This is a genomic window from Streptomyces sp. NPDC056128 (genome assembly GCF_042263835.1).
In the GTDB taxonomy this organism is placed as follows: Bacteria; Actinomycetota; Actinomycetes; order Streptomycetales; family Streptomycetaceae; genus Streptomyces.
In genome coordinates, this window is sequence record NZ_JBHJVQ010000011.1 from 107,880 (window position 1) to 132,229 (window position 24,350).

A 24,350-nucleotide genomic window follows, 5' to 3' on the forward strand; every position below is an offset into this window, starting at 1 on the left:
CCCGGAGGTGAGCGGACGTGAACTTCTGGGACTTCCTGGGCAGCCGCCACCAGCAGTTGCTCGCGGACGCCTATCAGCACGCCAGCGCCGTCTTCCAGTGCATGGTGGTGGCGACGCTGCTCGGGGTGCTGATCGGCGTGGTCACCTACCGCAGCGAGTGGGCGGGAAACCTGGCGACCCTGTCCACGTCGACCATCCTCACCATCCCGTCGCTGGCCATGATCGGTCTGCTCATCCCGATCGTGGGTCTGGGCGTGCCGCCGACGGTGACGGCCCTGACCCTGTACGGGCTGCTGCCGATCGTGCGGAACTCGATCGTCGGTCTGCGCGGGGTCGACCCGGCGCTGGTGGACGCGGCCAAGGGCATCGGGATGTCGCGCCCGGCCCGGCTGCTGCGGGTGGAGCTGCCGCTGGCGTGGCCGCCGATCCTCACCGGCATCCGGGTCTCGACGCAGATGCTGATGGGCATCGCCGCGATCGCCGCCTACGCCTCGGGTCCCGGCCTCGGCAACGAGATCTTCCGCGGCATCGCCTCGCTGGGCAGCAAGAACGCGCTCAACCAGGTGCTCGCGGGCACGCTCGGGATCATCATCCTGGCGCTTCTGTTCGACGCCGCGTACGTCCTGCTCGGACGCCTGACCATTCCCAGGGGGATCCGTGCCTGAGACGACCGGGACCACCGCAGCGGCCGACGGGGCCGACGGGGCCGAAGCCACCACCCGGGCCACCACCGGGGCCACCACCGGGGCGACCATCGAGCTGGAGTCCCTCACCAAGCTCTACCCCGGCACCCCGCAGCCGGCCGTCGAGAACGTGTCGATGGAGATCAAGGCGGGCGAGACGGTCATCTTCGTCGGCCCGTCGGGCTGCGGGAAGTCCACCACCCTGAAGATGATCAACCGGCTGATCGAGCCCAGCGGCGGACGCATCCGCATCAACGGCGAGGACGTCACCGACATCGACCCGGTCAAGCTGCGCCGCAAGGTCGGCTACGCGATCCAGGCCTCCGGTCTCTTCCCGCACATGACCGTCGCCCAGAACATCGCCCTGGTGCCGCGGATGATCGGCTGGTCGAAGGCGCGGATCAGGTCGCGGGTGGAGGAGATGCTGGACCTGGTCGGCCTCGACCCCGGGGAGTTCCACAACCGCTATCCGCGCCAGCTGTCCGGCGGCCAGCAGCAGCGGGTGGGCGTGGCGAGGGCGCTGGCGGCGGATCCGCCCGTCCTGCTGATGGACGAGCCGTTCGGCGCGGTCGACCCGATCACCCGGGACCACCTCCAGGACGAGCTGATCCGGCTCCAGCACGAGCTGCACAAGACGATCGTCTTCGTCACCCACGACTTCGACGAGGCGATCAAGCTGGGCGACCGGATCGCCGTGCTGCGCGAACGCTCCCACATCGCGCAGTTCGACACCCCGGAGGCGATCCTCACCAACCCGGCGGACGACTTCGTCTCCGGCTTCGTGGGCGCGGGTGCGGCGCTGAAGCGGCTGAACCTGAGCCGGGTGCGGGACGTGGCGATCACCGACTACCCGACGGTGACCGTGGAGGACCCGCTCCAGCACATCTTCGACCGGCTCCGGGACGCGGGCACCAACGAGATCCTGCTCCTCGACCGGCGCGGCCGGCCCTACAAGTGGCTGCGGCGCGGCGACCTGATGCGGGCCAGGGGTTCGCTGGCGCGGGCCGGGACGCTGGTCCACGACACGGTGACCCGGGACGCGACGCTGCGGGACGCGCTGGAGGCGGTGCTCACCGACAACGCGGGGCGGGTCGCGGTGACCGGGCGGCGCGGGGAGTACACGGGCGTCGTCGACATGGAGACGCTGATGAACTCCGTGCACGAGCTGCTGGAGGCCGACCGGCTGGACGCGCTGGAGCACCAGCACGACTTGGAGGAGACCCGGAGCGGGCAGACCCATGCCGAGCAGGAGGGCTTCGGAGGGATCGGGGGCCGGGCATGAGCGGTTCGTCCCGGTCCCCCGGCGGGCGGCGTTCCGAGGGTGAGCACGAGGTCAAGGGTGTCGCCTTCCGGGACGACGAAGCGGACGAGGCCGACGAGGCGGAGCACGCGGCCGAGCAGGAGCCGCGGCGGCCGTCCCCGGCGGCGGCACAGTCCCGGGTCGGCTGGCGGAAGCTGACCTTCCTGCCGGTGGTCCTGATCGCCGTACTGCTGGCGACCTGGCTGTGGTTCCGGCAGGCGGATCTGGACGCGCTCAGCCGGAACGCGCTGTCGAACGGCCAGGTCACCAAAGCACTGTGGCAGCACGTCCAACTCACGGTGATCTCCACCTTCTTCGTACTGATCATCGCGATCCCGCTGGGCATCCTGCTGACCCGCCGGATGTTCCGGAAGGCCACGCCGGTGGCGATGGCGTTCGCCAACATGGGCCAGGCGACCCCCGCGATCGGCCTGCTCGCGCTGCTGGTGATCTGGCTGGGCATCGGCCGCCGGGCCGCCCTGATCGGCATCATCATCTACGCCGTGCTGCCCGTGCTCTCCAACACGATCGCGGGCCTGAAGGCGAACGACCCGACGCTCCTGGAGGCGGCCCGCGGCATCGGCATGTCCCCGCTGGGCGTGCTCACCCGGGTGGAACTCCCCCTGGCCGTCCCTCTCATCCTGGCCGGTGTGCGCACGGCGCTCGTGCTGAACGTCGGTACGGCGACGCTGGCGACCTTCGGCGGGGGCGGCGGCCTGGGCGTGCTGATCACCACCGGGATCACCAGCCAGCGGATGCCGGTGCTGGTGCTCGGCTCGGTTCTCACCGTGGCCCTCGCGCTGCTGGTGGACTGGCTGGCCTCGCTGGCGGAGCTGCTGCTGCGGCCGCGGGGCCTGGAGGTGGGGACATGAGACGGCCCCGAGTCGGCGCCATGAGCAGGCGTACGTGCCTTCTGCTGGCCGCCTCCGTCCTGGTGGCCTCGGCCGGCTGCGGCCTGACCAGCGGCTCCCCCATGGTCGACGACGTCGGACCCGGCTCCATCGGGCAGGGCCGGCCGCTGGAGGGCGCGGATCTCACGGTCACCTCGAAGGAGTTCACCGAGCAGCTGGTGCTCGGCGCGATCATGGGCATCGCCTTCGAGGCGGCCGGTGCCGAGGTGCTGGACCGCACCGGCATCCAGGGCTCCGTCGGCACCCGGGCGGCGGTGGAGAACGGCGACGCCGACGCCACGTACGAGTACACGGGCACCGCCTGGATCACGTACCTGGGCAACAGCAAGCCGATCGCCGACCCCCGGCAGCAGTGGCAGGCGGTGAAGGACGCCGACGCGAAGAAGGGGCTGACGTGGCTGCCGCCGGCGCCGATGAACAACACGTACGCGCTGGCGATGAACCAGGCGAACTACAAGAGGTACGGGACGAAGACGCTCTCGGAGGTCGCCCAACTGTCGAAGTCGGACCCGGGCGCGGTGACGCTGTGCGTGGAGGGCGAGTTCGCCAACCGCGCGGACGGGCTGCCGGGTCTGGAGAAGGCGTACGGGATGTCCCTGTCGGCCGGGAACGTCACGCAGATGGACACCGGCATCATCTACACCCAGACCGCGAAGGGCGCCTGCACCTACGGCGAGGTCTTCACCACCGACGGCCGGATCAAGTCGATGAACCTGGTGGTGATGGAGGACGACCGCAAGTTCTTCCCGAACTACAACGCGGCCCCCATGGTCCGGACCGCCACCCTCGAGGCGTGGCCCGCGATCGCCTCGGTCCTCGACCCGGTCACCAAGGCGCTGACCAACGACGTCGCGCAGACCCTGAACGCGAAGGTCGACGTGGACGGCGAGGATCCGCACCAGGTCGCGCTGGACTGGATGAAAGAGAAGGGCTTCGTGGTGGAGGGTTAGAGGAGACCGCCCGTGATGCTCAGCAGGCGGGCACGCCGCCCTTGCCGCTCTCCAGGGCGGTGAGGGAGTCGACGGCGCCCTTGAGGGTGGTGACCGGGATCAGCCGCAGCCCCTTCGGCAGCTCGGCCTGCGCGTCCGAACACTCGGCCTTCGGTACGAGGAAGACGGTCGCCCCGTCCCGCCGCGCGGCCTGCGTCTTGAGCGGCACCCCGCCCACGGCGCCGACCTTGCCGCCGGTGGTGATGGTGCCGGTACCGGCGATGACCTCGCCACCGGTGAGGTCGCCGGTGCCGAGCTTGTCGACGATGCCGAGGGAGAAGAGCAGCCCGGCGCTGGGCCCGCCGACGTCCTCCAGCCGCAGATCGACGTCGATGTCCTCGTTGCCGAGGCGCAGGTAGTCCAGGGCAGCCGTGGTCGCCGCATCCTGCGACTCCTTCATCTGCTCCTGGTTGTACTGCTCGATCTCGCTCACGTCGTCGCCGCTCGGGTAGACGGCGTCGCGCGGCATCACGGCCCGGTCGGTGTCGAACCAGCTGTCGACCACGTCACCGAGCCGGACCCGCGCATCCGGCCCGGTCGCCTCGATCGTGGTCATCCGCAACTGCCCACTCGTCTCGTGCGTCGGCGCCCCCTTGATCGTGATCACCTCGGCCCCCTGATTCTCCCCGAGCACATCCGCCGTCAGCCCCGGCTGCGCCACGGAGAACGGCAACGGCGCGAAGAGGGCGGCAGCGAGCAGCCCCACGACGGGGACACCGCAGACGGCGAGGAACTGGGGGCGGGAGAGACGTGAGAGCACGGGGTCAATCTAACGCGGGGGCGCTGCCGCTCGGGGTGGGGGCGGGGCGGCGGCCCCGGAGGACCGGTCCTCCGGGGGCTGTGGGGGACGGATGGGGGCTTACTGGACGCTGGTGCGGGCCACGGCATGCAGCCGGCTGGGGATCACCGGCTCCCGCGTCGCGTCGTGCGTCAGCTCGAGTGTGTCGCCGGTGCTGTCCACTCGCCAGACGGCGCCGTGCCGGTTCTCCCACTCGACGAAGCTGCCGGGAGCGCCGTCGAGCAGTTCCAGTTCCCGCACCAGCGTGTCCAGGGGTGCGAGGCCGCGGGCGTCACCCTTGCTCATGCTCTGGGTACGGGTGTTGTCGTAGCGCATCTTGACGAACGGCATCTCGGTTCGATCGAGCTTGTTCGGCTGGAGCATTTTGCGGAACCTCCCCCAGGCCTCTTCCTCGTTCTCCCTGCCGGAGATCTCACTGGCGTAGGCGGGAAAGACGGCGTAGGTGACCGCTGACAGCTCCGGGTTCTCGGTGCCGTGGTAGCCGTGCACTTCGGGGGCCGCCACTCCAACGGTGTCGAACTGCGTCCCGTCGTGGTGGAAGCCGCCGACGGCTACCAGGGGCCGCCCCTGCCCCACGAAGGTGTCGTCATGGGCGCGCGCGTGGGCGAGTAGTGCCGTGACGAGCGCCTCGTCGTAGCGACCACGTACGTTGACCTGCAGGTTGTGCTGGCCGTCGGTGGAAAGTGCGGCGGTGAAGGTGAACATCGGGTTCGGCGACCACCGCCACGCGGAGGCCAGACCCGGAACGGGAGCGGCGCCGGGCATGGCGGACAGGACGGATCCAAGGTTCATGAGGGTGGCTCCTGTGCTCGGGTCGGGGGCCCTAGCTGCATGAGTAGAGGGTGGGGTGGACATCCTGGCGGTAGGTGGCGTCCATGAGCGCACCGCCGCGGGAGTTCTCGCTTCTCGTCATGGGCTCCATGTTCTCGGGGCGGTTGTAGAAGTCGTTGCGGGTGGCCCGGTCGGAACGGTAGCCCGTCTGGTTCCAGTGATCGACCACCGGTGTCAGGTGCTCGTATGTGAGCTGGTTGGACGGGATGATCTCGCCCGCGGAGTTGCGCCAGGTCAGCTCGGACCTGGGGATGCGTTCCATGATCTGACGGCCCTGGGAGTCGAGCTGCCCGGTGGGCCGCATCGGTGTGCCGCCCTGGGCGATGCCCTCGTCGGTCCAGGTGGCGGTCATGGCGTCATGGGTGGACTGGCGATAGCTGCCGGGGTACTCGGTGTCGCGGTTGTGGGCCTGTACGGGCGAGTTCGGGTCCCTTTCCCAGCGGCCTCGCTGGCCGCGGATGCGGATGAGGCCCAGCGGGTCGAGGAGAATGAGCGGGTTGGCGACGTAGGCGTAGTCGTTCGGGTCCGGTGCCAGGCCCAGCGGATCGGCGCTGACGTAACGCGCGGTCTCCGGGTCGTAGTAACGGAAGTAGTTGTAGTTCCAGCCGGTCTCGGCGTCCGCGTACTGCCCGGGAAAGCGCAGGGGGCAGTCGGCTTCCGGCGTTGGGGGCGGTGCGCCGGTCGGCTGCCCCCAGGCCGTGAATCTGCGGTGCCAGACGATCCGGCCGTCCGCCGAGACGAGTTCGGTTGGCGTTCCGACGAGGTCGGTGACGATGGCGTAGAAGCGGGCGTCGGTGTCGCTCAGGTCGCCTGCGCCGCCGTTTCCGGTGGCGTCCGCTGCCGGCCGTTCCCGGCCGCCGGTCACTGTCTGGGCGACGGGTCGGTAGGAACCCGGTGCGTAGTCCCAGGTGGTGACGGTGCCGTCGGTCTCGATCTGTTCGGCGAGGCGTGTTCCGTCCCAGCTGAACGTCGTCTCCTCCAGCACGTCTCCGCCGGTGCCGAGGCGTTGTTTGCCGACCCGCCGGCCGTCCGGATCGTAGGTGTAGCGCCACTCGGATCCGTCCGGTGCGACGGTCCGGACCAGGCGGTCCTCCGAGCTCCACCCGTAGTGGGATGTGCGCCGTCCGCCACTGAGGAGACGGACGGTCCTGCGGATCAGGCGCCCCTGGCCGTCGTAGGCGTAGGTGGTACGTCCGGCACGGTGCAGTCTGGTTCCGTCGGCATGGTGGGGCTGGGGCTCCGCGGTTCCGTCGTACGGGGAGCTGGTGACGAGGTTGCCCGCGCGGTCGTACCCGTAGTTCTCCTCGCGGTCGGCGGTCCTCACCGCGGTAAGCCTGCCGACCGGATCCACGTCGAACCGGCGGCTTTCGCCGAGCAGCTCGTCGATCTCCCTGAGCGCTCCGTCGAGGTCGTACGTGTAGGTACGGTGCTGGAGCAGCTCACCGCCCACGTCGCCACTGCCGCGGTTGGGCGCGGTGACCGACTGCCCGGTCAGCCGGCCGGAACCGTCCCAGCTCTGGTGGAGCACCGCCTCCGCACCCAGCGTCCTGCGGATCTCACGATGGGCGGTGTCGTAGTCGAAGCGCAGTTGGCTGCCGGCGCCGCTCAGGGTCCGCGGGTGGCCCGTCGCCTCGTACGTCCAGGTCGAGGTGATGCCCGAGGGAGTGCGCCGGCTGATGCGACGGCCGAGGGCGTCGTACGTGTAGGTGGTGGTCCGGCCGTTGACCGTCTCGGTCAACGTGCGCCCCACGGAGTCGTAGGTACGTTCGACCGTGGTGTCGCGGTTGGCGGCGCGGAGCAGTGAGCCGGTGCTGTCGTACTCGTAGGTGGTGACCTCGTCCGCCGTGCGGTACCGGCGTGGCCGGCCGAGCAGGTCCACGGTCACGTCCGTGGTCTGTCCGGCGCCATTGCTCCACGACGTACGCTGCCCGGCCGCGTCGTGCGTGTAGGTGAGCGTGCGGCCGTTGAAGTCCGTCTCCCGGATCAGGCGGTTGGCCTCGTTGTAGGCGTACTCCCAGGTGCGGCCGTCCGCGTTGTGGACACCGGTCAGGTTCAGTTCGGTGTCGTAGGAGAACGTGTAGCAGCGGCCGTCCGGTGTGGTGCGGGAGGTCGGTTGGTGGAAGTGGGTGAACTCGTACGTGGTGACCGCACCGTCGCGGGCCGTGTGCGAGACGGGATTGCCTTCGCCGTCCCAGCTCCAGGCCTCCGTCGCGCCGTCCGGGAGCGAACGCCACGAGGCCAGTCCTTCGACGGTCCAGCCGAATCGATCGGTGGCGCCGGCGGGGTCGGTCACCGCGGTCACGCGCCCGAAGGAGTCGCGCCGCGCTCGGGTCGTCCGGCCCTCCGGGTCGGTGAGGGCCAGCGGCAGACCGGCCGGATCGGTCTGGATGTGCCGGGTGTGGCCGAGCGCGTCGGTGACGGAGAGGGGCCGCCCCAGAGCGTCGTAGCCGTAGCGGGTGGTCGCGCCGGACGGGTCGGTGACGGACAGGCGATTGCCCTGCTCGTCGTAGGTGTAGGTCCAGAACGAACCGTCGGGGTCCGTGAGCCGGCGGGTGCGGCCTGCCTCGTCGTAGTCGGCCCGGACAGAGCTGAGGTCCGGTCTGACCACCTCGGTCAGGTGACCGGCCGCGTCGAAGACCTGCCGGGTGGTGCGGCCCAGGGGGTCGGTCCAGGAGACGAGGCGTCCGTTCTCGTCCCACTCCCGGCGGGTCGAGGCTCCCAAAGGGTCGGTCACCTGGACGAGTTGCAGACGCTCGTCGAACCGGTAGGTGGTGGCCCGGCCGAGGGAGTTGCGGTACGTGTTGACGCGTGCCGCGTCGTCGTAGGTGAGGGAGCAGTCGAGGAAACCGTCCGCCCCCCTGCCGACCGTGACCCTGTGCCGCTCGTCGTAGGTGTAGCGGTACCAACCGCCGTTGCGGTCGGTCCAGCTCGTGATGCGGGACTCGGCGTCGTACGTGAGCTGGAAGTCCCGGCCCTGCCCGTCGGAGACGACGCGGAGATTGCCCTCCGTGTCATAGCCGTAGCGTCGCACCACCGCCCACGGTGAGTGGGCTTCCGCGCCGTAGCCGTCTTCCGGTGAGCTGAGAACGCTCAGGGACGTGACCCGGCCGTCTTCCGTGGCGATTGCCACCCGGTAGCCGCCGGAGTGACGCATCTCGACGAGGGCGCCCCCCTCGTCGTAGAGGAAGTCGATGCGGTGCCCGTTGCGGTCGGTTGTCGCGGCAAGAGGCAGGGTGTAGGCGGGGGTGTCATCGTCGCGCCGTACACCGGGGGCGAAGTGGTGGGTCCGTCCGGTCTCGTCGTCGTGGACGGTGATCGTGCCTGCGCCGTCACCGTTCCACGTCAACGGCCGTCGAGGCCCCTCCAGAGGCAGGGTCGCGGTGCCGGGTGCGGGAATCGGATAGGCCAGGAGCATGCCGTCCTCACTCGCGAATACGACACCCTGGTCGTCGATCTCCAGGCGCTGGTCCAGCGTCGAGGCCCAACTCGCCCCGAAGCATCGCCCCCAGCGGTAGGTCGAGACGTGGGTGCGCCGGACCAACAGCGGCAGGAGCCCGCCGAGTTCCAGGTCCACCTGCTCCATGAGCATCTCGCCGGACACCATGTCGATCGGGTCGCCGCCCCGGCACCGGCCCTTGTAGGGCTTGGCTTTCGCAAGAAGGTCCTTGGCGCCGGAGCGCAAGGTCTTCAGACCACCCCGCACGGCGGTGGCCATCCCCTTCATGCCCTTGGCGAGTCCGCCGAGGGTGGTCAGGCCCTTCATGCCGGGTATGCAGTCCAGAGCCGCCAGCCCCACATCCCACAGGGACGCCTGGCCCTTGCTGTATTTGTAGAGCGTGTCCGCAAGGACCACGAGAGCGGCCACGACGACGATCGCAGCGAGTATCGGGCCGCCGATGATCATCACGATGATCCCGAGGACCGCCACGACGACCTTGCAGACCGCGACGATCGTGTCCCAGTTGTCGGAGAACCAGTCGCCGACGTCCTCCCACCACGAACGGTTCTGGATGCCCGCGTCCGACGCCTCGTCGATCTTGTTCTTCGCGTCGCGGGCCGCGTCCTCGCGCATCTTGCGGGCGTCCTCGGCCATCTTCTTCGCCGCGTCCAGCGCGCTCTGCGCCGAGTCGACGGCCGACTGCGCGTTGGTCTGGGCCGTCCTGGCGTGCTGGGCGTCACGGGTGGCGGCGCGGACCTTCGCCTCGTCCGGCTTGTCCGCGTCCGACTTGCTGCCCGTCGGGTCGTCCTTGTACTTGTCCGCCTCCTTCGACGCCCGCGTCACCCACGAGTCCGCCGAGGACAGCTTCGACTGGGCGGAGGTGAGGTCCTGGCGGGCCTCGCGCGCCTTCACCAGCGCCTTGTCGGCCAGGGCCTGGGCGCGCTCCAGCTTCGGCCAGAAGTCGGCGAGGGCGTCGCCGCACATCCCGTACGACTTCTCGAGCTTCTTCAGGTTCTTCGGAACGCCGGAGAACTCTTCCTTGAAGACCGTCGCCGACTTGCCCGCCCACTCCGCGAGCGTGCCCTCCCCCGCCATGCCCTTCACCAGGCGCAGCGCCTCGGACACGTCGTCCGCGAAGTCGTGCAACGTCTTGGCGAGCGTGCGCACGCGTTGCGGGTCGCCTGGGGTCGGGTCCTTGTCCAGGTCCAGGACATGCCAGTCACTCGGCCTGTGGCCCACCATCACGCAACCCCCGTCGACGCACGCGCATCAGCAACAACCCGTATGCACACGTGAACTTACAAGGCGCGAGTGTTCGAGTGGAAGGTGGGCCGAGTTCAGCCGGCCGGCCGGATGTCCAGTTCGGCCCGGACCGTCTTGCCGGGCAGGGAGACGCCCCGTGAGACGCGGTCGACGACTTCCCAGCGGTCGGCGAGTGCGTCGACCAGGAGCAGGCCTCGGCCGGTGTCGTCCAGCGGCTTCGGGCTCGCCGCCTCCCCGCGTGCGGGCGGCCTGCGTTCCGCTCGGGTGTCGGAGACCTCGATGTGGAGGTGGACGTGCGGGACGTGCGTGAGGCGCAGTTCGAAGTCCCGGCCCGGGACGCGGCCGTGGGTCACCGCGTTGGCCGCCAGCTCCGCGACGATCAGTGTGGCGGTGTCGGAGAGGGCGGTCCGGTACGGGATGCCCCACGCATGGAGCTGGGTGGCCGTGAGGTGCCGGGCGAGGCGGGCGCCGAGCGGGGTGGAGCTGAAGCGCTGAGTGAACATACGTACGGTGAGTGGGAGTTGGTGGGGCGGGAGTGGCGTCATGGGGTCACCGTGACGTTCGGCCGGGCGGTCCGCCAGGTCAGCTACTCGTACGCTCCGTCAGCGTACGAGTACGAGGAGTGGACAGTGTCGGTGACGGGCTGTAACTCTGGGCGCCTTCGGAGTGTGCGGCGGGGAGAGCGTGCGGAAGGTGGCCGCCATGGCGGACGGTGCGGTGGATGCGGGCGTGGTCGGCGGGGGCGGTGAGCCCGACGTGTCCGACAGTCTCAGGACGTTCGGGGCCGTCGTCCAGGGGTTCCGGAAGCGGGCCGGAATGACGCAGGAGGAGCTGGCCGAACGGGTTCGGTACTCCGTGCAGACCGTGGCGTCCGTCGAGCAGGGGCGGCGGTTCCCCACCCTTGAGTACGTCCGGCGGGCCGAGGACGTGCTGGACGCGGCGGGCATCCTCAGCGGGGCTGTGCGGCATCTGTCGCGACAGCCGGGGCTCGCGAGCTGGTTCCGGCAGTGGGCCAGGTTGGAGGCCGCGGCCGTCAGCCTCAGTACGTATGAATGCCGGCTCGTCCCGGGTCTGCTGCAGACGGAGGGCTACGCGCGCACGCTGTTCGAAAACCAGTTGCCTCCGCTGAGTGACGAACAGATCGAGGCGCGATGGGTGGCGCGGGCCGAACGGCAGAAGTTGCTGTGGGAGCGGCCGAACACTGCGTTCAGCTTCATCGTCGAGGAGCATCTGTTCCTGCGCCGTACGGGCGGGGCGGACGTGACACGGCAAGTGATCGACCACGTAATGGAGCTGGCGGGTCTGCGCAACGTCGAAGTACAGGTGATGCCCTTGGTGCGGACGGCTCACGCCGGCCTGGCTGGTCCCATGCAACTGCTGGAGACGCCCGAGGCTCGCTGGTTCGCCTACAACGAGGGGCAGCGCGGGGGCCTGTTCGTCTCCGACCCGAAGGAAGTGAGCGTCCTCCAGATGAGGTATGCCAGGATGCGTTCACAGGCTCTCTCCCTCGAAGACTCCCTGGGCCTGTTGCAGGAGATGCGAGGAGCCCGATGAGCAGCACTGAGCTGGCCTGGTTCAAGAGCAGCTACAGCAGCGGTGGAGACGGAGACTGCGTGGAAGTGGCCGCCGCCTGGTTCAAGAGCAGCTACAGCAGCAGCGGAGACGGTGACTGCGTCGAGGTCGCCACTCGCCCCGCCACAGTCCACGTCCGTGATTCCAAGGACCGGCGCGGCCCCCAGCTCGCCCTCTCCCCCGCCGCCTGGCGCGACTTCGTCGCCTACGCCTCACACGGCTGAGGCAAGGCACGTCAGCGCAGGGCCTCCGCCACCTCGCGGGCCGCATGCATCACGCGGTCGCCCACTCGTTCTGGGACCACGTCGGAGAGCATGACCACGCCCACGCTGCCCTCCACGCCCGTCACTCCGAGCAGCGGCGCGGCCGCCCCGCAGGCGCCGGCCTCCAGTTCGCCGTGGGTCAGGGTGTAGCCGGGGCCGTCCGCGGCCTCGCTCGGCTGGCGGGCGGAGAGGATGGCCTTGCCGGCGGCGCCGCGTTCCAGGGGGTGGCGGAAGCCCGCGCGGTAGGCGACGTGGTAGTCGGTCCAGGTGGGTTCCACGACGGCCACGGCCAGGGCCTCCGCTCCGTCCACCAGGGTCAGGTGGGCCGTCGCTCCGATGTCCTCGGCCAGCGAGCGCAGGGCCGGCATGGCGGCCTCGCGGACGAGGGGGTGCACCTGGCGGCCCAGGCCCAGTACTCCGAGTCCGACCCGGGCGCGGCCGCCGAGGTCACGGCGTACCAGGGCGTGCTGTTCCAGCGTGGCGAGCAACCGGTAGACGACCGTCCGGTTCACGCCCAGCTTGTGGGACAGCTCGGTGACGGTCAGCCCGTGGTCCGTGTCGGCCAGCAGCTTGAGGACCCGCAGTCCCCGGTCGAGCGTCTGAGAGGTCTCCGCGGTCACGACGCCCACTCCTTAGTGGTGAGGTCGGCGGCCCCCTCGCGTCGGATGCGTCACAGAGTCCCGTCAGTGACGCGCTTCAGAGGCCGCCGATCGGCTGACGGTCCGGCCTCTTACCCGGGCCCCGTCGCTTCACGGCTGCGCTCCGCGGCGGCGCTGCCACGGGGCGTGTGCGTAGCGGGACAGTAACGACCAGGTCCGCTGAGCGGAAGGCTCCGTCCAGAATCCGGGCGGCAACCGTTATCCACTGTCGGTGTTTGTCCCGGTACGTACCGCACACGCCTCCGAGGGGGGCGGCGTCACTTCATGCGCGTCGCCCACTCCTGCACCTTGGCGATGCGCTGGCGCAGCTGTCCGCCGGTGGCCTCGGCGCTGGGCGGGCCGCCGCACACGCGGCGCAGCTCGGTGTGGATCACGCCGTGCGGCTTGCCGCTCTGGTGGACGTAGGCGCCGACCATCGTGTTGAGCTGCTTGCGCAGCTCCATCAGCTCCTTGTGAGAGACCACCGGCCGCCGCTCGGCGGGCAGTTCGAGCAGGTCGGCCTCTTCGTCGGGCTTCTTGCGGCTGTGCGCGATCTGGCGGGCCTGGCGCTTCTGGAGGAGGAGCTGGACCTGGTCGGGTTCGAGGAGCCCCGGGATGCCGAGGTAGTCCTGCTCCTCCTCGCTCCCGGGGTGGGCCTGCATGCCGAACTCGGCGCCGTTGTACATGACCCGGTCGAAGGTGGCCTCGGACTCCAGTGCCTCGAAGGAGAACTGCTCCTGCTCGCCGGTGTCCTCGTCCTGCTCCCGGTTCGCCTCGTCCATCTCCTTCTCGGACTCGGCGTACGGGTCCTCCTCGCCGTCCTTCTTGGGCTTGTCGAGGACGTGGTCGCGCTCGCGCTCCATCTCGTTCGCGAACGTGAGCAGGTCGGGCACGGTGGGGAGGAAGACGGAGGCCGTCTCGCCGCGGCGCCTGGAGCGGACGAAGCGGCCCACGGCCTGGGCGAAGAAGAGGGGGGTCGAGATCGTGGTGGCGTAGACGCCCACCGCCAGGCGCGGCACGTCGACGCCCTCGGACACCATGCGGACGGCGACCATCCAGCGGGAGTTGTCCTGGCTGAAGGTGTCGATGTTCTTGGACGCGCCGACGTCGTCGGAGAGCACGACGGTGGCCTTGTCGCCGGTGATCTCGCGGATCAGCTTGGCGTAGGCGCGGGCGGAGTCCTGGTCGGCGGCGATGACGAGCGCGCCCGCGTCGGGGATGGCCTTCCTGACCTCGGTGAGCCGCTGGTCGGCGGCGCGGAGTACGGCGGGCATCCACTCGCCGCGCGGATCGAGCGCGGTGCGCCAGGCCTGGCTGACGGCGTCCTTGGTCATCGGCTCGCCGAGCCGCGCCGCGATCTCGTCGCCCGCCTTCGTGCGCCAGCGCATGTTGCCGCTGTAGCTCATGAAGATGACGGGGCGCACGACGCCGTCGGCGAGCGCGGAGCCGTACCCGTAGGTGTAGTCGGCGGCGGAGCGGCGGATGCCGTCGTTGCCCTCCTCGTACTGGACGAAGGGGATCGGGTTGGTGTCCGACCGGAAGGGCGTGCCGGTGAGCGCGAGGCGCCGGGTGGCGGGCTCGAACGCCTCCAGGCAGGCCTCGCCCCAGGACTTGGAGTCACCGGCGTGGTGGATCTCGTCGAGGATGACGAGCGTCTTGCGCTGCTCGGAGCGGTTGCGGTGCAGCATCGGGCGGACGCCGACGCCCGCGTACGTGATGGCGATGCCGTGGTACTCGCGGCTGAGCGGACCGGCGCTGTACTCGGGGTCGAGCTTGATGCCTATCCGGGCCGCGGCCTCCGCCCACTGCTTCTTCAGGTGCTCGGTCGGCGCGACCACGGTCACCTGCTGCACGACGTGATGGTGCAGCAGCCAGGACGCCAGCGTCAGCGCGAACGTGGTCTTTCCGGCGCCGGGGGTGGCGACCGCCAGGAAGTCCCGGGGCTGTTCCTGGAGGTACTTCTCCATCGCCCCCTCCTGCCAGGCCCGCAGCTTGCTGGCGGTGCCCCAGGGGGCACGGCCGGGGAAGGCCGGGGACAGGTGGTGCGAGGTGCTGGAGCTGGCGGTGGTAGTCACGGTCTCCGAAGGGGTCCGAAGGGGGTGGAGCGGCTCGGCCACGTATGACAACCGGGCCACCCTACCGGCGCCCCGGCACGATCGACGCGCGCACCGGGGCGGGTCACCCCCGGGTGGGACGGACGTCACAACCACCCCGGCGCACCCACGCGCCGCGCCCGGCTCACCCACCGCCGCACCCGGCTCACCGCGCGCGCAGCCGTGTCGCCACCCACGCCCCCACCAGCGCCACGCCCGCCATCGGCAGGAACACCGCCGCGAAGGCCACCGGATGGGAGCCGGTCGCCTGCGTGGCCGCGTGGCTGACCGTGCCGCCGCCGAGGGCGGCGAACGCGGCTCCGCCGACCGACAGCAGGACGACGTTGGAGAGGCCGTCGGAGATCTGGAGGGCGGCGGAGTTGCTGCCGGCCTCCTCGGGGGCGGAGAGCTTGAGCAGGAGCACGCTGGTGGAGGAGATCACCAGGCCCATCCCGAAGCAGCCGAAGCCCCAGGCGACGGCCACCGTCCAGGCGGGTACGGCGTCGATCAGCACGCTGGGTGCCGTGGTGATGGCCGCCGCCACCAGGACCATGCCGAGGGCCATCAGGCGCTCGCGGTGGGGTTCCAGGCGCGGCCGGGACTGCAGCCAGGACCCCGCGGCCCAGGTCGCGCCACCCGCCGCGAGGGACAGGCCGGCCAGCGTGGGGCTGAGGCCGCGCTGGGTGACCAGCATCAGCGGCACGAAGGACTCGGCGGCGATGAACGAACCGGCGGCGATCCCGCGCAGCAGCACCACGGAGGGCAGGCCCCGCACCGCCCGGTAGGTGCCGCGCGGCAGCAGACCGAGGACGGCCGGGACGAGCAGCGCCACGCCCACCGCGCCGGGCAGCAGCGAGACCCAGCGCAGGTCCTGGGCGGCGTACTGGAGCAGGCCCGCGCCCAGCGAGATGGCGAGGGCGAGCCGGATGCGACGGCCGTCGAAGGAGGCGGGCGCGTTGCCACCGCCGACGGCACCGGAGGCGCGGGCGCGTATCTGCGGCAGCGCGAGCGCCAGCGGGAAGACGACCAGCACCGGGATGCCGACGAACACCCAGCGCCAGCCGAGGTGCTCGGTCACCGCGCCGGAGGCGAGCGGGCCGACGATCGACGGGACGACCCAGCCCGCCGCGAACGCCGCCATGATCGCGGGCCGCAGCCGCTCCGGGTAGGCCCGTCCGACGACGACGTACAGGGCGACGATCACCAGGCCACCGCCGAGCCCCTGCACGGCCCGCCCGAGGATGAACAGCCACATCGCGCCGGCCGTCCCGGACAGCACGAGCCCCACCGCGAAGGCGGCGATGCCACAGGTCAGCGACGCCAGCGGGCCCCGCCGGTCCGACCACTGACCGGAGAGCACCATCCCGAACAGACTCGTCGTGAAGTACCCCGAGAACGCGAACGCGTACAGCGACACCCCGTCCAGCTCCCGCGCCGCCACCGGCATCGCCGTACCGACCGCCGTCGCCTCGAAGGCGATCAGCACGATGACGGAGACGATGCCGATACTCAGCGCCCGGTAGGCGCGGCTCAGCACGGTCTCGTCGGGGACGGAGGGAACGGAGGGGGCGCCGGCGGTCGCGGCGGGGACGGCGACATCGGTGTCGCGGGGCTCAGGGACGGTCATGGTCGCCAGGGTAAGGGCCACAGCACCGCTTGACCCCTGTCGTGAGGCGGTACCGGACCGGGACCTTGGTCGTACGACCCCGCCCCGTTCATGAACGCGGTATGGCAGTCGTGTTGCGGCCCCGCCGGATTCCTTGAGCACCCGCCCGGGCCGCCCTACGGTCGGTCACGAGTGAAGGACACGGCCGTGTGCCCGAGTGGTTCAGGGGCTCGCCTGCGCTGTGTCCATCAGCGAGCTCCGCTCGCGGGGAGTTACGCGGGTTCGAATCCCGCCACGGCCTCCATCGCTGCCGCGCGGTGCAGCAGCCACAGGCTGAAGACGAGGGTGGAGACGTCCGGGGTCAGGGGGCGCGGGTCCGCGCCGTCGGCCGGGTGCCAGGACGCGACCTCGCCCGTCGCGCCGTCGAGCACCACGTCGGTGCCGTCGGGCAGTCGGCCCAGCCGGACGAGGTGGGCGGGCGGACCGTCCGCGAACTCCGTGCCGTAGTACTCCGCGAGGGTCGGCAGCGCCATTCCGTCGGTGTCCGCCAGGAGCGGGAAGGTGTCCTCCGGCAGGCCCGTCTCGCGCAGGAAGCGGCGGGTGGGCTCGTGGGTGAGGGACGGGGGGAAGTCGACGTCCTCGAAGCGGGCCACCCGGCCGGGGCCGAACTCACGGGTCAGCAGCCGGTAGGGCAGATCCAGGGCGAGGCCGGACGTCGTGCGCCGGCCCGCCGACAGGAGCAGACAGCCGATCAGCGCCGCCGACGTCCAGAACAGCGGCGTCTCGCGCCCCGGCGGCACCGGGCAGCGGGAGGGCTCCCGGGCCGAGGCCGTGGTGAGACGGGCGAGGGTCAGCAGGGACGGGAGGGACGGCAGGCGCGGTGGTGGCTGAGTCGTGTCCGTCGTGTCTTCCGTGACCGCCTGCATCGTCTCCCCCGGGTGTGCTCGAGCGTGGTGGGAGCGGCAGTCGTCCCCACCGCTTCGCAGCCTAGGGCCTGCCACTGACAACGCCCCGTCGCACGGGACCCGTCCGTCCCGTTACGTAGGACGCGTCCCGTGCCGCGCGCGTTGCCTCCCGGGCGGGGGACGTCAGTTCGCCGTGACCACCGCGGCCTGGGGCCGGATCGGGAGCCGGTTCACCGGGCGGCCCGTGGCCGCCCGTACGGCGGAGGCGACGGCCGCCGGGGAGGCCACCACCGGCACCGCGCTGACCGCCTTCGCGCCGAAGGGGGCGACCACGTCGCGTTCCTCGACGAGCTTCACGATCCGGATGTCCGGGGTGTCCAGCGCGGTCGGCAGGGCGTAGCCGGTCAGGTCGGGGTGGCGGATCAGGCCGCGCGGGGTGCGGAGGTTCTCCGTGAGCGCGATGCCGACGCCCTGCGTGACGCCCGCCTCGATCCGGGCGGTCAGCTGGGCCGGGTTGAGCACCCGCCCCACGTCCTGCGCGACGGCCAGCTCCACCACCCGTACCGAGCCGATCTCGATGTCGACGTCGACCACCGCGCGGATCGCGCAGAAGGACATGCCGACGAAGGCGTCGCCCTGGCCGGTCTCGTCCAGCGGTTCGGTCGGGTGCGGGCGGCACTGGGCGGTGGCCCACAGTTCCTTGCCGTCCAGCGCCTCGGCGACCGTGGTCGACAGCACGCCGTCGTACGAGGTGATCTTGCCGTCGGCGATCTGGAGCAGCTCGGTCGACATCCCGAACTGGTGCGCCAGGGGCTGGAGGAGCTGGGTGCGGACCATCTTGGCCGCCCGTTCCACCGCACCGCCCGACACCCAGGTGTGGCGGCCGCGGCAGCCCGCGCCGGCCGGGGGCTGGTCGGTGTCGACCGGCGCCACCTGCACGTCGTCGACGCCGAGGGTGTCCTGCACGATCTGCCGGGCGAGCGTGGTGAAGCCCTGGCCGGTCTCGACCGCCGCGCACAGCACCGTCGCCACGCCGTCCTGGACCTTCACGGTGGCGGTGGAGACCTCGTCCGCGCCCTCGGCGCCGAGCATGTGCACCATGCCGATGCCGTAGCCCACGCCCCGGCGCACCGCGCCCGGTTCGCCCGCGCCCTCGGGACCGCCGGGCAGCAGCCACTCGTCCTCGGGCGTGTCCTTGGGCAGTGCGGGCAGCGGGAAGTCGCGGACCGCCTGGAGGAGTTCGGCGACCGGGGCGGGGCAGGTGACGGACTGGCCGGTGGGGAGCACGTCCCCGGTGGCCAGTACGTTGCGCAGCCGCACCTCGGCCGGGTCGAGGCCGAGCTTCTTGGCGACCTTGTCCATCTGCGCCTCGTAGGCGGCGCAGACCTGCATGGCGCCCTCGCCGCGCACATGGCCGGAGGGCGGGTTGTTGGTGCGTACGGCCCAGCCCTCGATGAAGGCGTTCGGGACGACGTACGGTCCGCAGGCGAAGGCGACCGCGGCGGCCAGGGCGTCCGACGAGGTGTCGGCGTAGGCGCCCGCGTCGAGCAGGATCTGCGCCTCGACCTTCACCACCCGGCCCTCGGCGTCGGCGTGGTGGCGGTAGCGCAGGAGGGTGGGGTGCCGGTGGGCGTGGCCGAGGAAGGACTCCTCGCGCGTGGCGGTGAGTTTCACCGGGCAGCCGGTCTTCAGCGCGAGCAGGCCGAGGGGCAGTTGGAAGCCCTGATCCTCGCGGTCGGCGGTGGCGCCGGGCACCCCGGTGACGACGATCTTCACCTGTTCGGGCGTCAGGCCGTAGCACTCGGCGGCCGCGTCCCGGTCGCCGTGCGGGTCGGTGGAGGCCAGGTACAGCTCCACGCCGCCGTCCGGGCGCGGTACGGCCAGGCCCGCCTCGGCCCCTATCGGCGCCGGGTCCTGGCGGCCGATGCGGTAGAGGCCCTCGACGACGATCTCGCCGGCCGCGTCCGGGTCGCCGTGGCGCAGCGGGATGTGCCGGATCAGGTTGCCGTCGGGGTGCAGCGGCTCGGCCTCGAAGGCCTGCTCGGGGTCGATCACCGGGTCGAGCACCTCGTACTCGACGATGACGGCGGCGGCGGCCATCCGCGCGGTGTCGGGGTGGTCGGCGGCGACGGCGGCGATGGGCTCGCCGTGGTGGCGTACGACCTCGGAGGCGAAGACCGGGCGGTCGGCCCGGCCGCGTCCGTGCAGCGCGGTGCCGGGTACGTCCTCGTGGGTGACGACCGCGCGGACGCCGGGCATCTCCCGCGCGTGGGTGGTGTCGATGGACACGATGCGCGCGTGCGGGTGCGGTGAGCGCAGTACGGCCGCCCACAGCAGGCCCTCGGCCCACAGGTCGGCGGCGTACGGGAAGGTGCCCTCCGTCTTGGCGCGGGCGTCGGCGGGCGGCAGGGACGCGCCGAGGCCGTGCGGGATGGGCTCGGCGACGGGGGGCGCCGCCTCGGCGGGTCCCGCGGCCTCCGCAGTCGCGGCGTCGTTGCTCACGCGTGGCCTCCGTCCTGGCCGTGGTCACCGAAGGGCCGGTCGTGGGGTCCCGCTGCCGGGTCCGGTGCGCCGGGCGGTGGCTGGGGCTCGAAGGCCGACGCGTTGACGCCGCCCGCGCCCGGTCCTGCCTGGTGCGGGATGCGGGGCGCGTCGCCGTCCGCGGCGGTGTGCGCGTCGGCGCCGGCGTGTGCCTCGCGCTCGGCGACGACCTCCTGGACCGCCTCCAGGACACCGCGGTACCCGGAGCAGCGGCACAGGTTGCCGCACAGGGCCTGGCGGGCCTCCAGGTCGGTCGGCGCCGGGTTGCCCTCCAGGAGGTTGTGCACGGTCATCGCCATGCCGGGCACGCAGAAGCCGCACTGCACCGCGCCCCGCCGGGCGAGCGCCCGCTGCACGTCCGACGGCTGTCCGTCGGCGGCCAGGCCCTCGACCGTGCGGACCTCGCTTCCGGCCGCGGTCACGGACGGGACCAGGCAGGAGGCGACGAGACGTCCGTCGACCTGCACGTTGCAGGCGCCGCACTCGCCCTGCGAGCAGCCGTCCTTGGCGCCCGCGAGGCCGAGCCGCTCCCGCAGCACGTAGAGCAGCGACTCGCCGATCCAGGCGTCGGTGACGGGCCGGTCGGCGCCGTTGACCCGCAGCACGTACGAGGCGAGGGGGTGCTCGTCGTGCGCGGCGGCCGGGGCGCGTTCGTCGGCCGCGGGCGGGGCGGCCTGTACGTCGGTGTGTACGTCGGCGGGCGTGTCGCTCCCGGCCTCGGCCGGGTCGGCTCGCTCGGCCGGGTCGGCTCCTTCGGCCTGGTCCGCTCCGTCGGCCGGTCCGGTCCGGTCGCCGGCCGCGGCGGCCGGGCCCGTCACGGGCTCCTCCGCGGCCTCCGGCACGGATTCCGCGGTCACGTCCTCCGCGGCCCCCGCCGGGCGCCCAGCGGGGCCCTCAGGGGCCTCCTCGGCACCACGGGGACCGCCGGTCGCCGTGGCCTCGGCCGCCGGTGCCACGGAGTCGGCCTCCACGGCGGGTTCGGCGGGTGCCTGGGCGTACGGATCGGCCGGGTGCTGGGGCGGGCGCGACGTACTGGACGTCTGCGTCTCGCCGGTGCCGGGTCCGCCCTCCGCCGTGTCGTCGCCCCACGGCTGCCCGGCGGGCTGGGTCGCCCAGGGCGCGGGGGCGCCGCCCGGCAGGGTGGCCGGAGCGCCGGTGCCCCACTGCTCGGCCAGGGACGACGTGGTGAACTCGCCCGACTCGTCCGGAAGGTCGCCGCCGGCGACGGGGATGGACCACTGTCCGGTCACGTCCTGGCCGGACCCCGGCTCCGCGTCCTCGGGGGGCGCGGCCTCGGAGAAGTCCCACTGGCCGGTGGCGCCTGGCCGGTAGGTGAACCGTTCGCCGTCGCCCTGCCCGGCGTTCGCGTCGTAGGGCGCGGCCCCGCCGTAGGGGTCGTGCGGCGGCGGGTAGTCGGCGTAGCCCTGCTGAGCGGCGTGTTCCTGTCCGGTGTCCGGCAACTGCCACTGGGTGCCGTCCACGGGGGCGGACGGCATGGTCCAGGAGCCGGTGGCGGCCGGGTCGGTGCCGGTGGCGGGCGCGACCGTGATCTGCGGCGGCACGTAGCCGTGTCCGGGTGCGGCGAGCGGACTGTCGGAGGAGGCGAGGAGCGCGTCCACGCCGCCCTCGGGGAGCTTCACGAAGGCGGTGGCGCCGTCGTCGTAGTCGCCCTGGGGCAGCGGGTCCCAGCGGCCGCCGCTCGGGGGCGTGCCCTCTCCGTGCCGGTCGTCGTGCCGGTCGTCGTACCGGTCGCCGTGCTGGTCGTCGGTCACGACAGCGCCCTCCCCAGTGCTCGTCGGGCCAGCGCGGCGACGGTGCGCCGCAGGTGCAGTACGGCGGGCGGGAGCTGCGCCACGGAGCCGTCCTCGGCGGGGGCCGGGTCGGGGATGCAGGCGGCGGCGACGTACTCGCCGAAGCCGTGCAGCGCCTCCGGGACGATCGCGCGGCCGTTGTCCCAGTCGATGAGCGAGGCCACCCACTGCTCGGCCTCCAGGGGCCGCAGCGGCATCGGCGCGATGGCGCCCACGGCACAGCGCACCCCGCGCCGGGCGGGGTCGAGGACCAGCGCGACGGAGGCCGTCGCGCGGCCCGGACCGGTGCGGCCGGTCGCCTTCAGGAAGACCTGCGGCGCGTGCAGCAGCGGCATGCGCACGTAGCCGATCAGCTCGCCCGCGCGGAGCATCTCCATGCCGGCCAGCAGGTGCGAGACCGGCATCTCCCGGCGGGCGCCGTCCGGGCCCGCGATGATCAGTGTCGCCTCCAGGGCGGCCAGCACCGGCAGCGCGTCCCCGGTGGGGGCGGCCGAGGCGATGTTCCCGCCCAGGGTGCCGGCGTTGCGGATCTGCGGCGGTCCGGCCGCCCGCGCGGCGGCGGCGAGCGCCGGGATGAGCGCGGCGAAGTCGGGGCGGCCCATGCGGGCGTGCGTGAGGCCCGCGCCGAGCAGCGCGTGGCCGTCCTGGTACTGCCAGCCGCGGATCTCGCTGATCCGGCCGAGGCCCACCAGCGCGGCGGGCCTGAGCTGGCCGGAGTTGACCGCGGCCATCAGGTCGGTGCCGCCCGCGACGGGCACGGCGGCGGGCATGGCGGCCAGCGCCGCCACGGCCTCGTCCAGAGTCGTGGGCAGCGTGACGGCCTGCGCCGCCTGCGGTGCGTGCGTGGTCAAACCGACTGCCCCTTCCCGCTGTCCCACCTGGTCCCGCCCATGTGGCCGTACGGTACGACCTGACAGGGCGGACGTGGCAACTCTGGCACATCTTTGCAGGGCCCGAACGCAGGGGTCCGCTAGGAGGCATTCGCCCGACTCGTCCACAAGACGGCTGGTTTACCTGGGGATCTCCGGCGATCGGAACTACGCGCGATGCGTGCGAGTTGCCACTCTCAGGTGACGTTCAGGGGCTTTCTCCTTACTTGTTCGGCGGTGGCCCGTCGAGCGGCCGGCCGAGCACGCCGGGCCGCCGCTGCCAGGGCAGCGGACCGCCGGGGGGCCGGTAGCCGACGCCCAGGGCGTCAAGTCGCCGGTAGTGGGCGGCCATCCGCTCCTCGAAGGCGTCGAAGTCCCGGTCGGCCGGGTCGGGCAGGGTGCTCCAGGACACCTCGGCGAACGCGGCCAGCCTCGGGAAGGTCTGGTAGTCGACGCGTGCCTGGTTCTCCATCACCTCGGTCCACACGTTCGCCTGGGTGCCGATCACATGTCCGGACTCGCCCGGTGTCAGTTCCGCCGGAACCGGCTCGAACCGGTAGACGTCCTCCAGGGTGCGCACGAAGCCGATCGGCACCGGCTCGTCCGCACCGGCGTGCTGCCGGTGGTCCAGGTACACCTGCTGTTCGGGGCACATCACCACGTCGTGTCCCGCGCGTGCGGCGGCGATCCCGCCCGCGTACCCGCGCCAGGAGGCCACGGCCGCGCCCTTGGCGAGTCCGCCCTCCAGGATCTCGTCCCAGCCGATGAGCCGGCGTCCGCGTTCGCTCAGCCAGGTGTCGAAGTGCTGGATGAACCAGGCCTGGAGTTCGTCCTCGTTGGCGAGGGCGAGTTCCTCGATGCGGGCCTGCGCGGTGGCCGAGCGCCGCCACTGCTCCTTGGGGCATTCGTCGCCGCCGATGTGGATGAACTCCGAGGGGAAAAGCTCCAGGAGTTCCTCGAACACGCCCTCGTAGAAGCGCAGTGTGTTCTCGGTGGGGGCGAGTACGTTCGGGGAGACGCCCCAGGTGTCCCAGACGGAGAGGGCGGTGGTGTCGATCACATCGGTGTTGCCGAGTTCCGGATACGCGGCGATGGCGGCCTGCGAGTGTCCCGGTACGTCGATTTCGGGGACGACGGTGATGTGCCGTTCGGCGGCGTAGGCGACGATCTCCCGGATGTCCTCCTGGGTGTAGTAGCCGCCGTGGGGTTTGTCCTCCCACAACGGCGAGGCACGGTGGCCGTATTTGGTGCGCGCCCGCCAGGAGCCGGTCTCGGTGAGCTTCGGGTGCCGCCTGATCTCGACGCGCCAGCCCTGGTCGTCCGTCAGGTGGAAGTGCAGGACGTTGAGTTTGTGGGCGGCCATCAGGTCCAGGTAGCGCAGGACGCCGTCCTTCGGCATGAAGTGCCGGGCGACGTCCAGCATCAGTCCGCGCCAGCGGAAGCGGGGCGCGTCCTCGATACGGGCCGACGGCAGCCGCCACCGGCGGTCGGGCAGCGGCGCGCGCCGGAAGGCGTCCGGGCCGAGCAGCTGCCGCAGCGTCTGGGCGCCCCAGAAGAGGCCGGCGGGGCCGCCGCCGGTCAGCCGCACGCCGGTCGGCGCCACGTCGAGGCGGTAGCCCTCGTCCGGCAGTCCGGCGTCGAGGGACAGGCTAATGACGCCGTCGTCCCCCGTGCCGGGGGCCAGCGGCAGGCCGGTGGCCGCGCCCAGCGTGGCGCGCAGCCATCGTTCGGTGGACCCGGTGCCCTCGTCCGCCACCACCTTCGTGTCGGGGCCGAGGGTGAAGAAGCCGCCCTCGCCGGACGTCACTTGCACGGGCTGGGGAATCACGTCCGTCAC

At 71.9% G+C, this 24,350-nt stretch carries 18 protein-coding genes and 1 tRNA gene; 7 read left to right on the top strand and 12 right to left on the bottom strand.

All coding sequences use genetic code 11. The features are described from left to right. The first annotated feature begins 17 nt into the window (after nt 1–17). From ACFC1X_RS22060 to ACFC1X_RS22075, 4 genes are read left to right on the top strand one after another with little or no spacing between them, the layout of a single operon-like run. Nucleotides 18–665 (top strand): ABC transporter permease, encoded by a 648-nt coding sequence (locus tag ACFC1X_RS22060; protein ID WP_376356114.1) that lies wholly within the window; start codon nt 18–20, stop codon nt 663–665. Then, the gene (locus ACFC1X_RS22065; protein ID WP_376356116.1) at nt 658–1,965 is read left to right on the top strand and encodes a betaine/proline/choline family ABC transporter ATP-binding protein; all 1,308 of its coding nucleotides are present in this window, start codon (nt 658–660) and stop codon (nt 1,963–1,965) included. The genes ACFC1X_RS22060 and ACFC1X_RS22065 overlap by 8 nt, the downstream gene beginning before the upstream one ends. Beyond that, entirely contained in the window at nt 1,962–2,855 is an 894-nt protein-coding gene (locus tag ACFC1X_RS22070; protein ID WP_376356118.1) for an ABC transporter permease, read from the top strand. The genes ACFC1X_RS22065 and ACFC1X_RS22070 overlap by 4 nt, the downstream gene beginning before the upstream one ends. A gap of 20 nt (nt 2,856–2,875) precedes the next feature. Beyond that, on the top strand, nt 2,876–3,844 hold the full coding sequence (locus tag ACFC1X_RS22075) for a glycine betaine ABC transporter substrate-binding protein (RefSeq protein ID WP_376356280.1): 969 nt from the start codon (nt 2,876–2,878) through the stop codon (nt 3,842–3,844). Nucleotides 3,845–3,863: 19 nt separating this feature from the next. On the opposite strand, the gene ACFC1X_RS22080 is transcribed toward ACFC1X_RS22075, so the two are convergent. The 4 genes from ACFC1X_RS22080 to ACFC1X_RS22095 form a co-directional block, all read right to left on the bottom strand. Then, nucleotides 3,864–4,643: a S16 family serine protease gene (locus ACFC1X_RS22080; RefSeq protein WP_376356120.1), complete on the bottom strand. Its 780-nt coding sequence runs from the start codon at nt 4,641–4,643 to the stop codon at nt 3,864–3,866. A 99-nt stretch (nt 4,644–4,742) separates the two neighbouring features. Further along, nucleotides 4,743–5,474: a hypothetical protein gene (locus ACFC1X_RS22085; RefSeq protein ID WP_376356122.1), complete on the bottom strand. Its 732-nt coding sequence runs from the start codon at nt 5,472–5,474 to the stop codon at nt 4,743–4,745. Nucleotides 5,475–5,505: 31 nt separating this feature from the next. Continuing rightward, a complete protein-coding gene (locus tag ACFC1X_RS22090) occupies nt 5,506–10,194 on the bottom strand; it encodes an RHS repeat-associated core domain-containing protein (protein WP_376356124.1) in 4,689 nt (1,562 codons plus the stop codon). A 95-nt stretch (nt 10,195–10,289) separates the two neighbouring features. Then, nucleotides 10,290–10,760 (bottom strand): ATP-binding protein, encoded by a 471-nt coding sequence (locus ACFC1X_RS22095; protein WP_376356126.1) that lies wholly within the window; start codon nt 10,758–10,760, stop codon nt 10,290–10,292. Nucleotides 10,761–10,917: 157 nt separating this feature from the next. Here ACFC1X_RS22095 and ACFC1X_RS22100 point away from each other — a divergent pair, with 157 nt between their 5' ends. Beyond that, a complete protein-coding gene (locus ACFC1X_RS22100) occupies nt 10,918–11,769 on the top strand; it encodes a Scr1 family TA system antitoxin-like transcriptional regulator (RefSeq protein ID WP_376356128.1) in 852 nt (283 codons plus the stop codon). Continuing rightward, nucleotides 11,766–12,011 carry a DUF397 domain-containing protein gene (locus ACFC1X_RS22105; protein ID WP_376356130.1) on the top strand — a complete coding sequence of 82 codons (246 nt, stop codon included), beginning with the start codon at nt 11,766–11,768 and terminating at the stop codon, nt 12,009–12,011. The genes ACFC1X_RS22100 and ACFC1X_RS22105 overlap by 4 nt, the downstream gene beginning before the upstream one ends. Nucleotides 12,012–12,022: 11 nt before the next feature. Here ACFC1X_RS22105 and ACFC1X_RS22110 read toward each other — a convergent pair whose 3' ends face one another. The 3 genes from ACFC1X_RS22110 to ACFC1X_RS22120 form a co-directional block, all read right to left on the bottom strand. Further along, nucleotides 12,023–12,670 (bottom strand): IclR family transcriptional regulator, encoded by a 648-nt coding sequence (locus ACFC1X_RS22110; protein WP_376356132.1) that lies wholly within the window; start codon nt 12,668–12,670, stop codon nt 12,023–12,025. 296 nt (nt 12,671–12,966) lie between these two features. Further along, nucleotides 12,967–14,763, bottom strand: coding sequence for a DEAD/DEAH box helicase (locus ACFC1X_RS22115; RefSeq protein ID WP_376356134.1), 1,797 nt, complete (start codon nt 14,761–14,763; stop codon nt 12,967–12,969). Nucleotides 14,764–14,947: 184 nt separating this feature from the next. Further along, nucleotides 14,948–16,408, bottom strand: a complete 1,461-nt coding sequence (locus tag ACFC1X_RS22120; RefSeq protein WP_376356136.1) for an MFS transporter — start codon at nt 16,406–16,408, stop codon at nt 14,948–14,950. Nucleotides 16,409–16,590: 182 nt separating this feature from the next. On the opposite strand from ACFC1X_RS22120, the gene ACFC1X_RS22125 reads away from it, so the two are divergent. Further along, nucleotides 16,591–16,691: transfer RNA gene (locus ACFC1X_RS22125), tRNA-OTHER, on the top strand. Here the strand turns inward: ACFC1X_RS22125 and ACFC1X_RS22130 are convergent. The 5 genes from ACFC1X_RS22130 to ACFC1X_RS22150 form a co-directional block, all read right to left on the bottom strand. Continuing rightward, nucleotides 16,660–17,313 (bottom strand): SUKH-4 family immunity protein, encoded by a 654-nt coding sequence (locus ACFC1X_RS22130; protein ID WP_376356138.1) that lies wholly within the window; start codon nt 17,311–17,313, stop codon nt 16,660–16,662. The two genes, ACFC1X_RS22125 and ACFC1X_RS22130, sit on opposite strands and share 32 nt — an antisense overlap. Nucleotides 17,314–17,475: 162 nt before the next feature. Then, on the bottom strand, nt 17,476–19,794 hold the full coding sequence (locus tag ACFC1X_RS22135; RefSeq protein ID WP_376356140.1) for a xanthine dehydrogenase family protein molybdopterin-binding subunit: 2,319 nt from the start codon (nt 19,792–19,794) through the stop codon (nt 17,476–17,478). Continuing rightward, complete coding sequence (locus tag ACFC1X_RS22140; protein WP_376356142.1) at nt 19,791–21,605, bottom strand: 2Fe-2S iron-sulfur cluster-binding protein; 1,815 nt, start codon at nt 21,603–21,605, stop codon at nt 19,791–19,793. Before ACFC1X_RS22140 ends, ACFC1X_RS22135 begins: the two co-directional genes overlap by 4 nt. Beyond that, on the bottom strand, nt 21,602–22,495 hold the full coding sequence (locus ACFC1X_RS22145) for an FAD binding domain-containing protein (protein WP_376356144.1): 894 nt from the start codon (nt 22,493–22,495) through the stop codon (nt 21,602–21,604). The genes ACFC1X_RS22140 and ACFC1X_RS22145 overlap by 4 nt, the downstream gene beginning before the upstream one ends. Nucleotides 22,496–22,736: 241 nt before the next feature. Then, nucleotides 22,737–24,350, bottom strand: coding sequence for a beta-N-acetylhexosaminidase (locus ACFC1X_RS22150; RefSeq protein WP_376356146.1), 1,614 nt, complete (start codon nt 24,348–24,350; stop codon nt 22,737–22,739).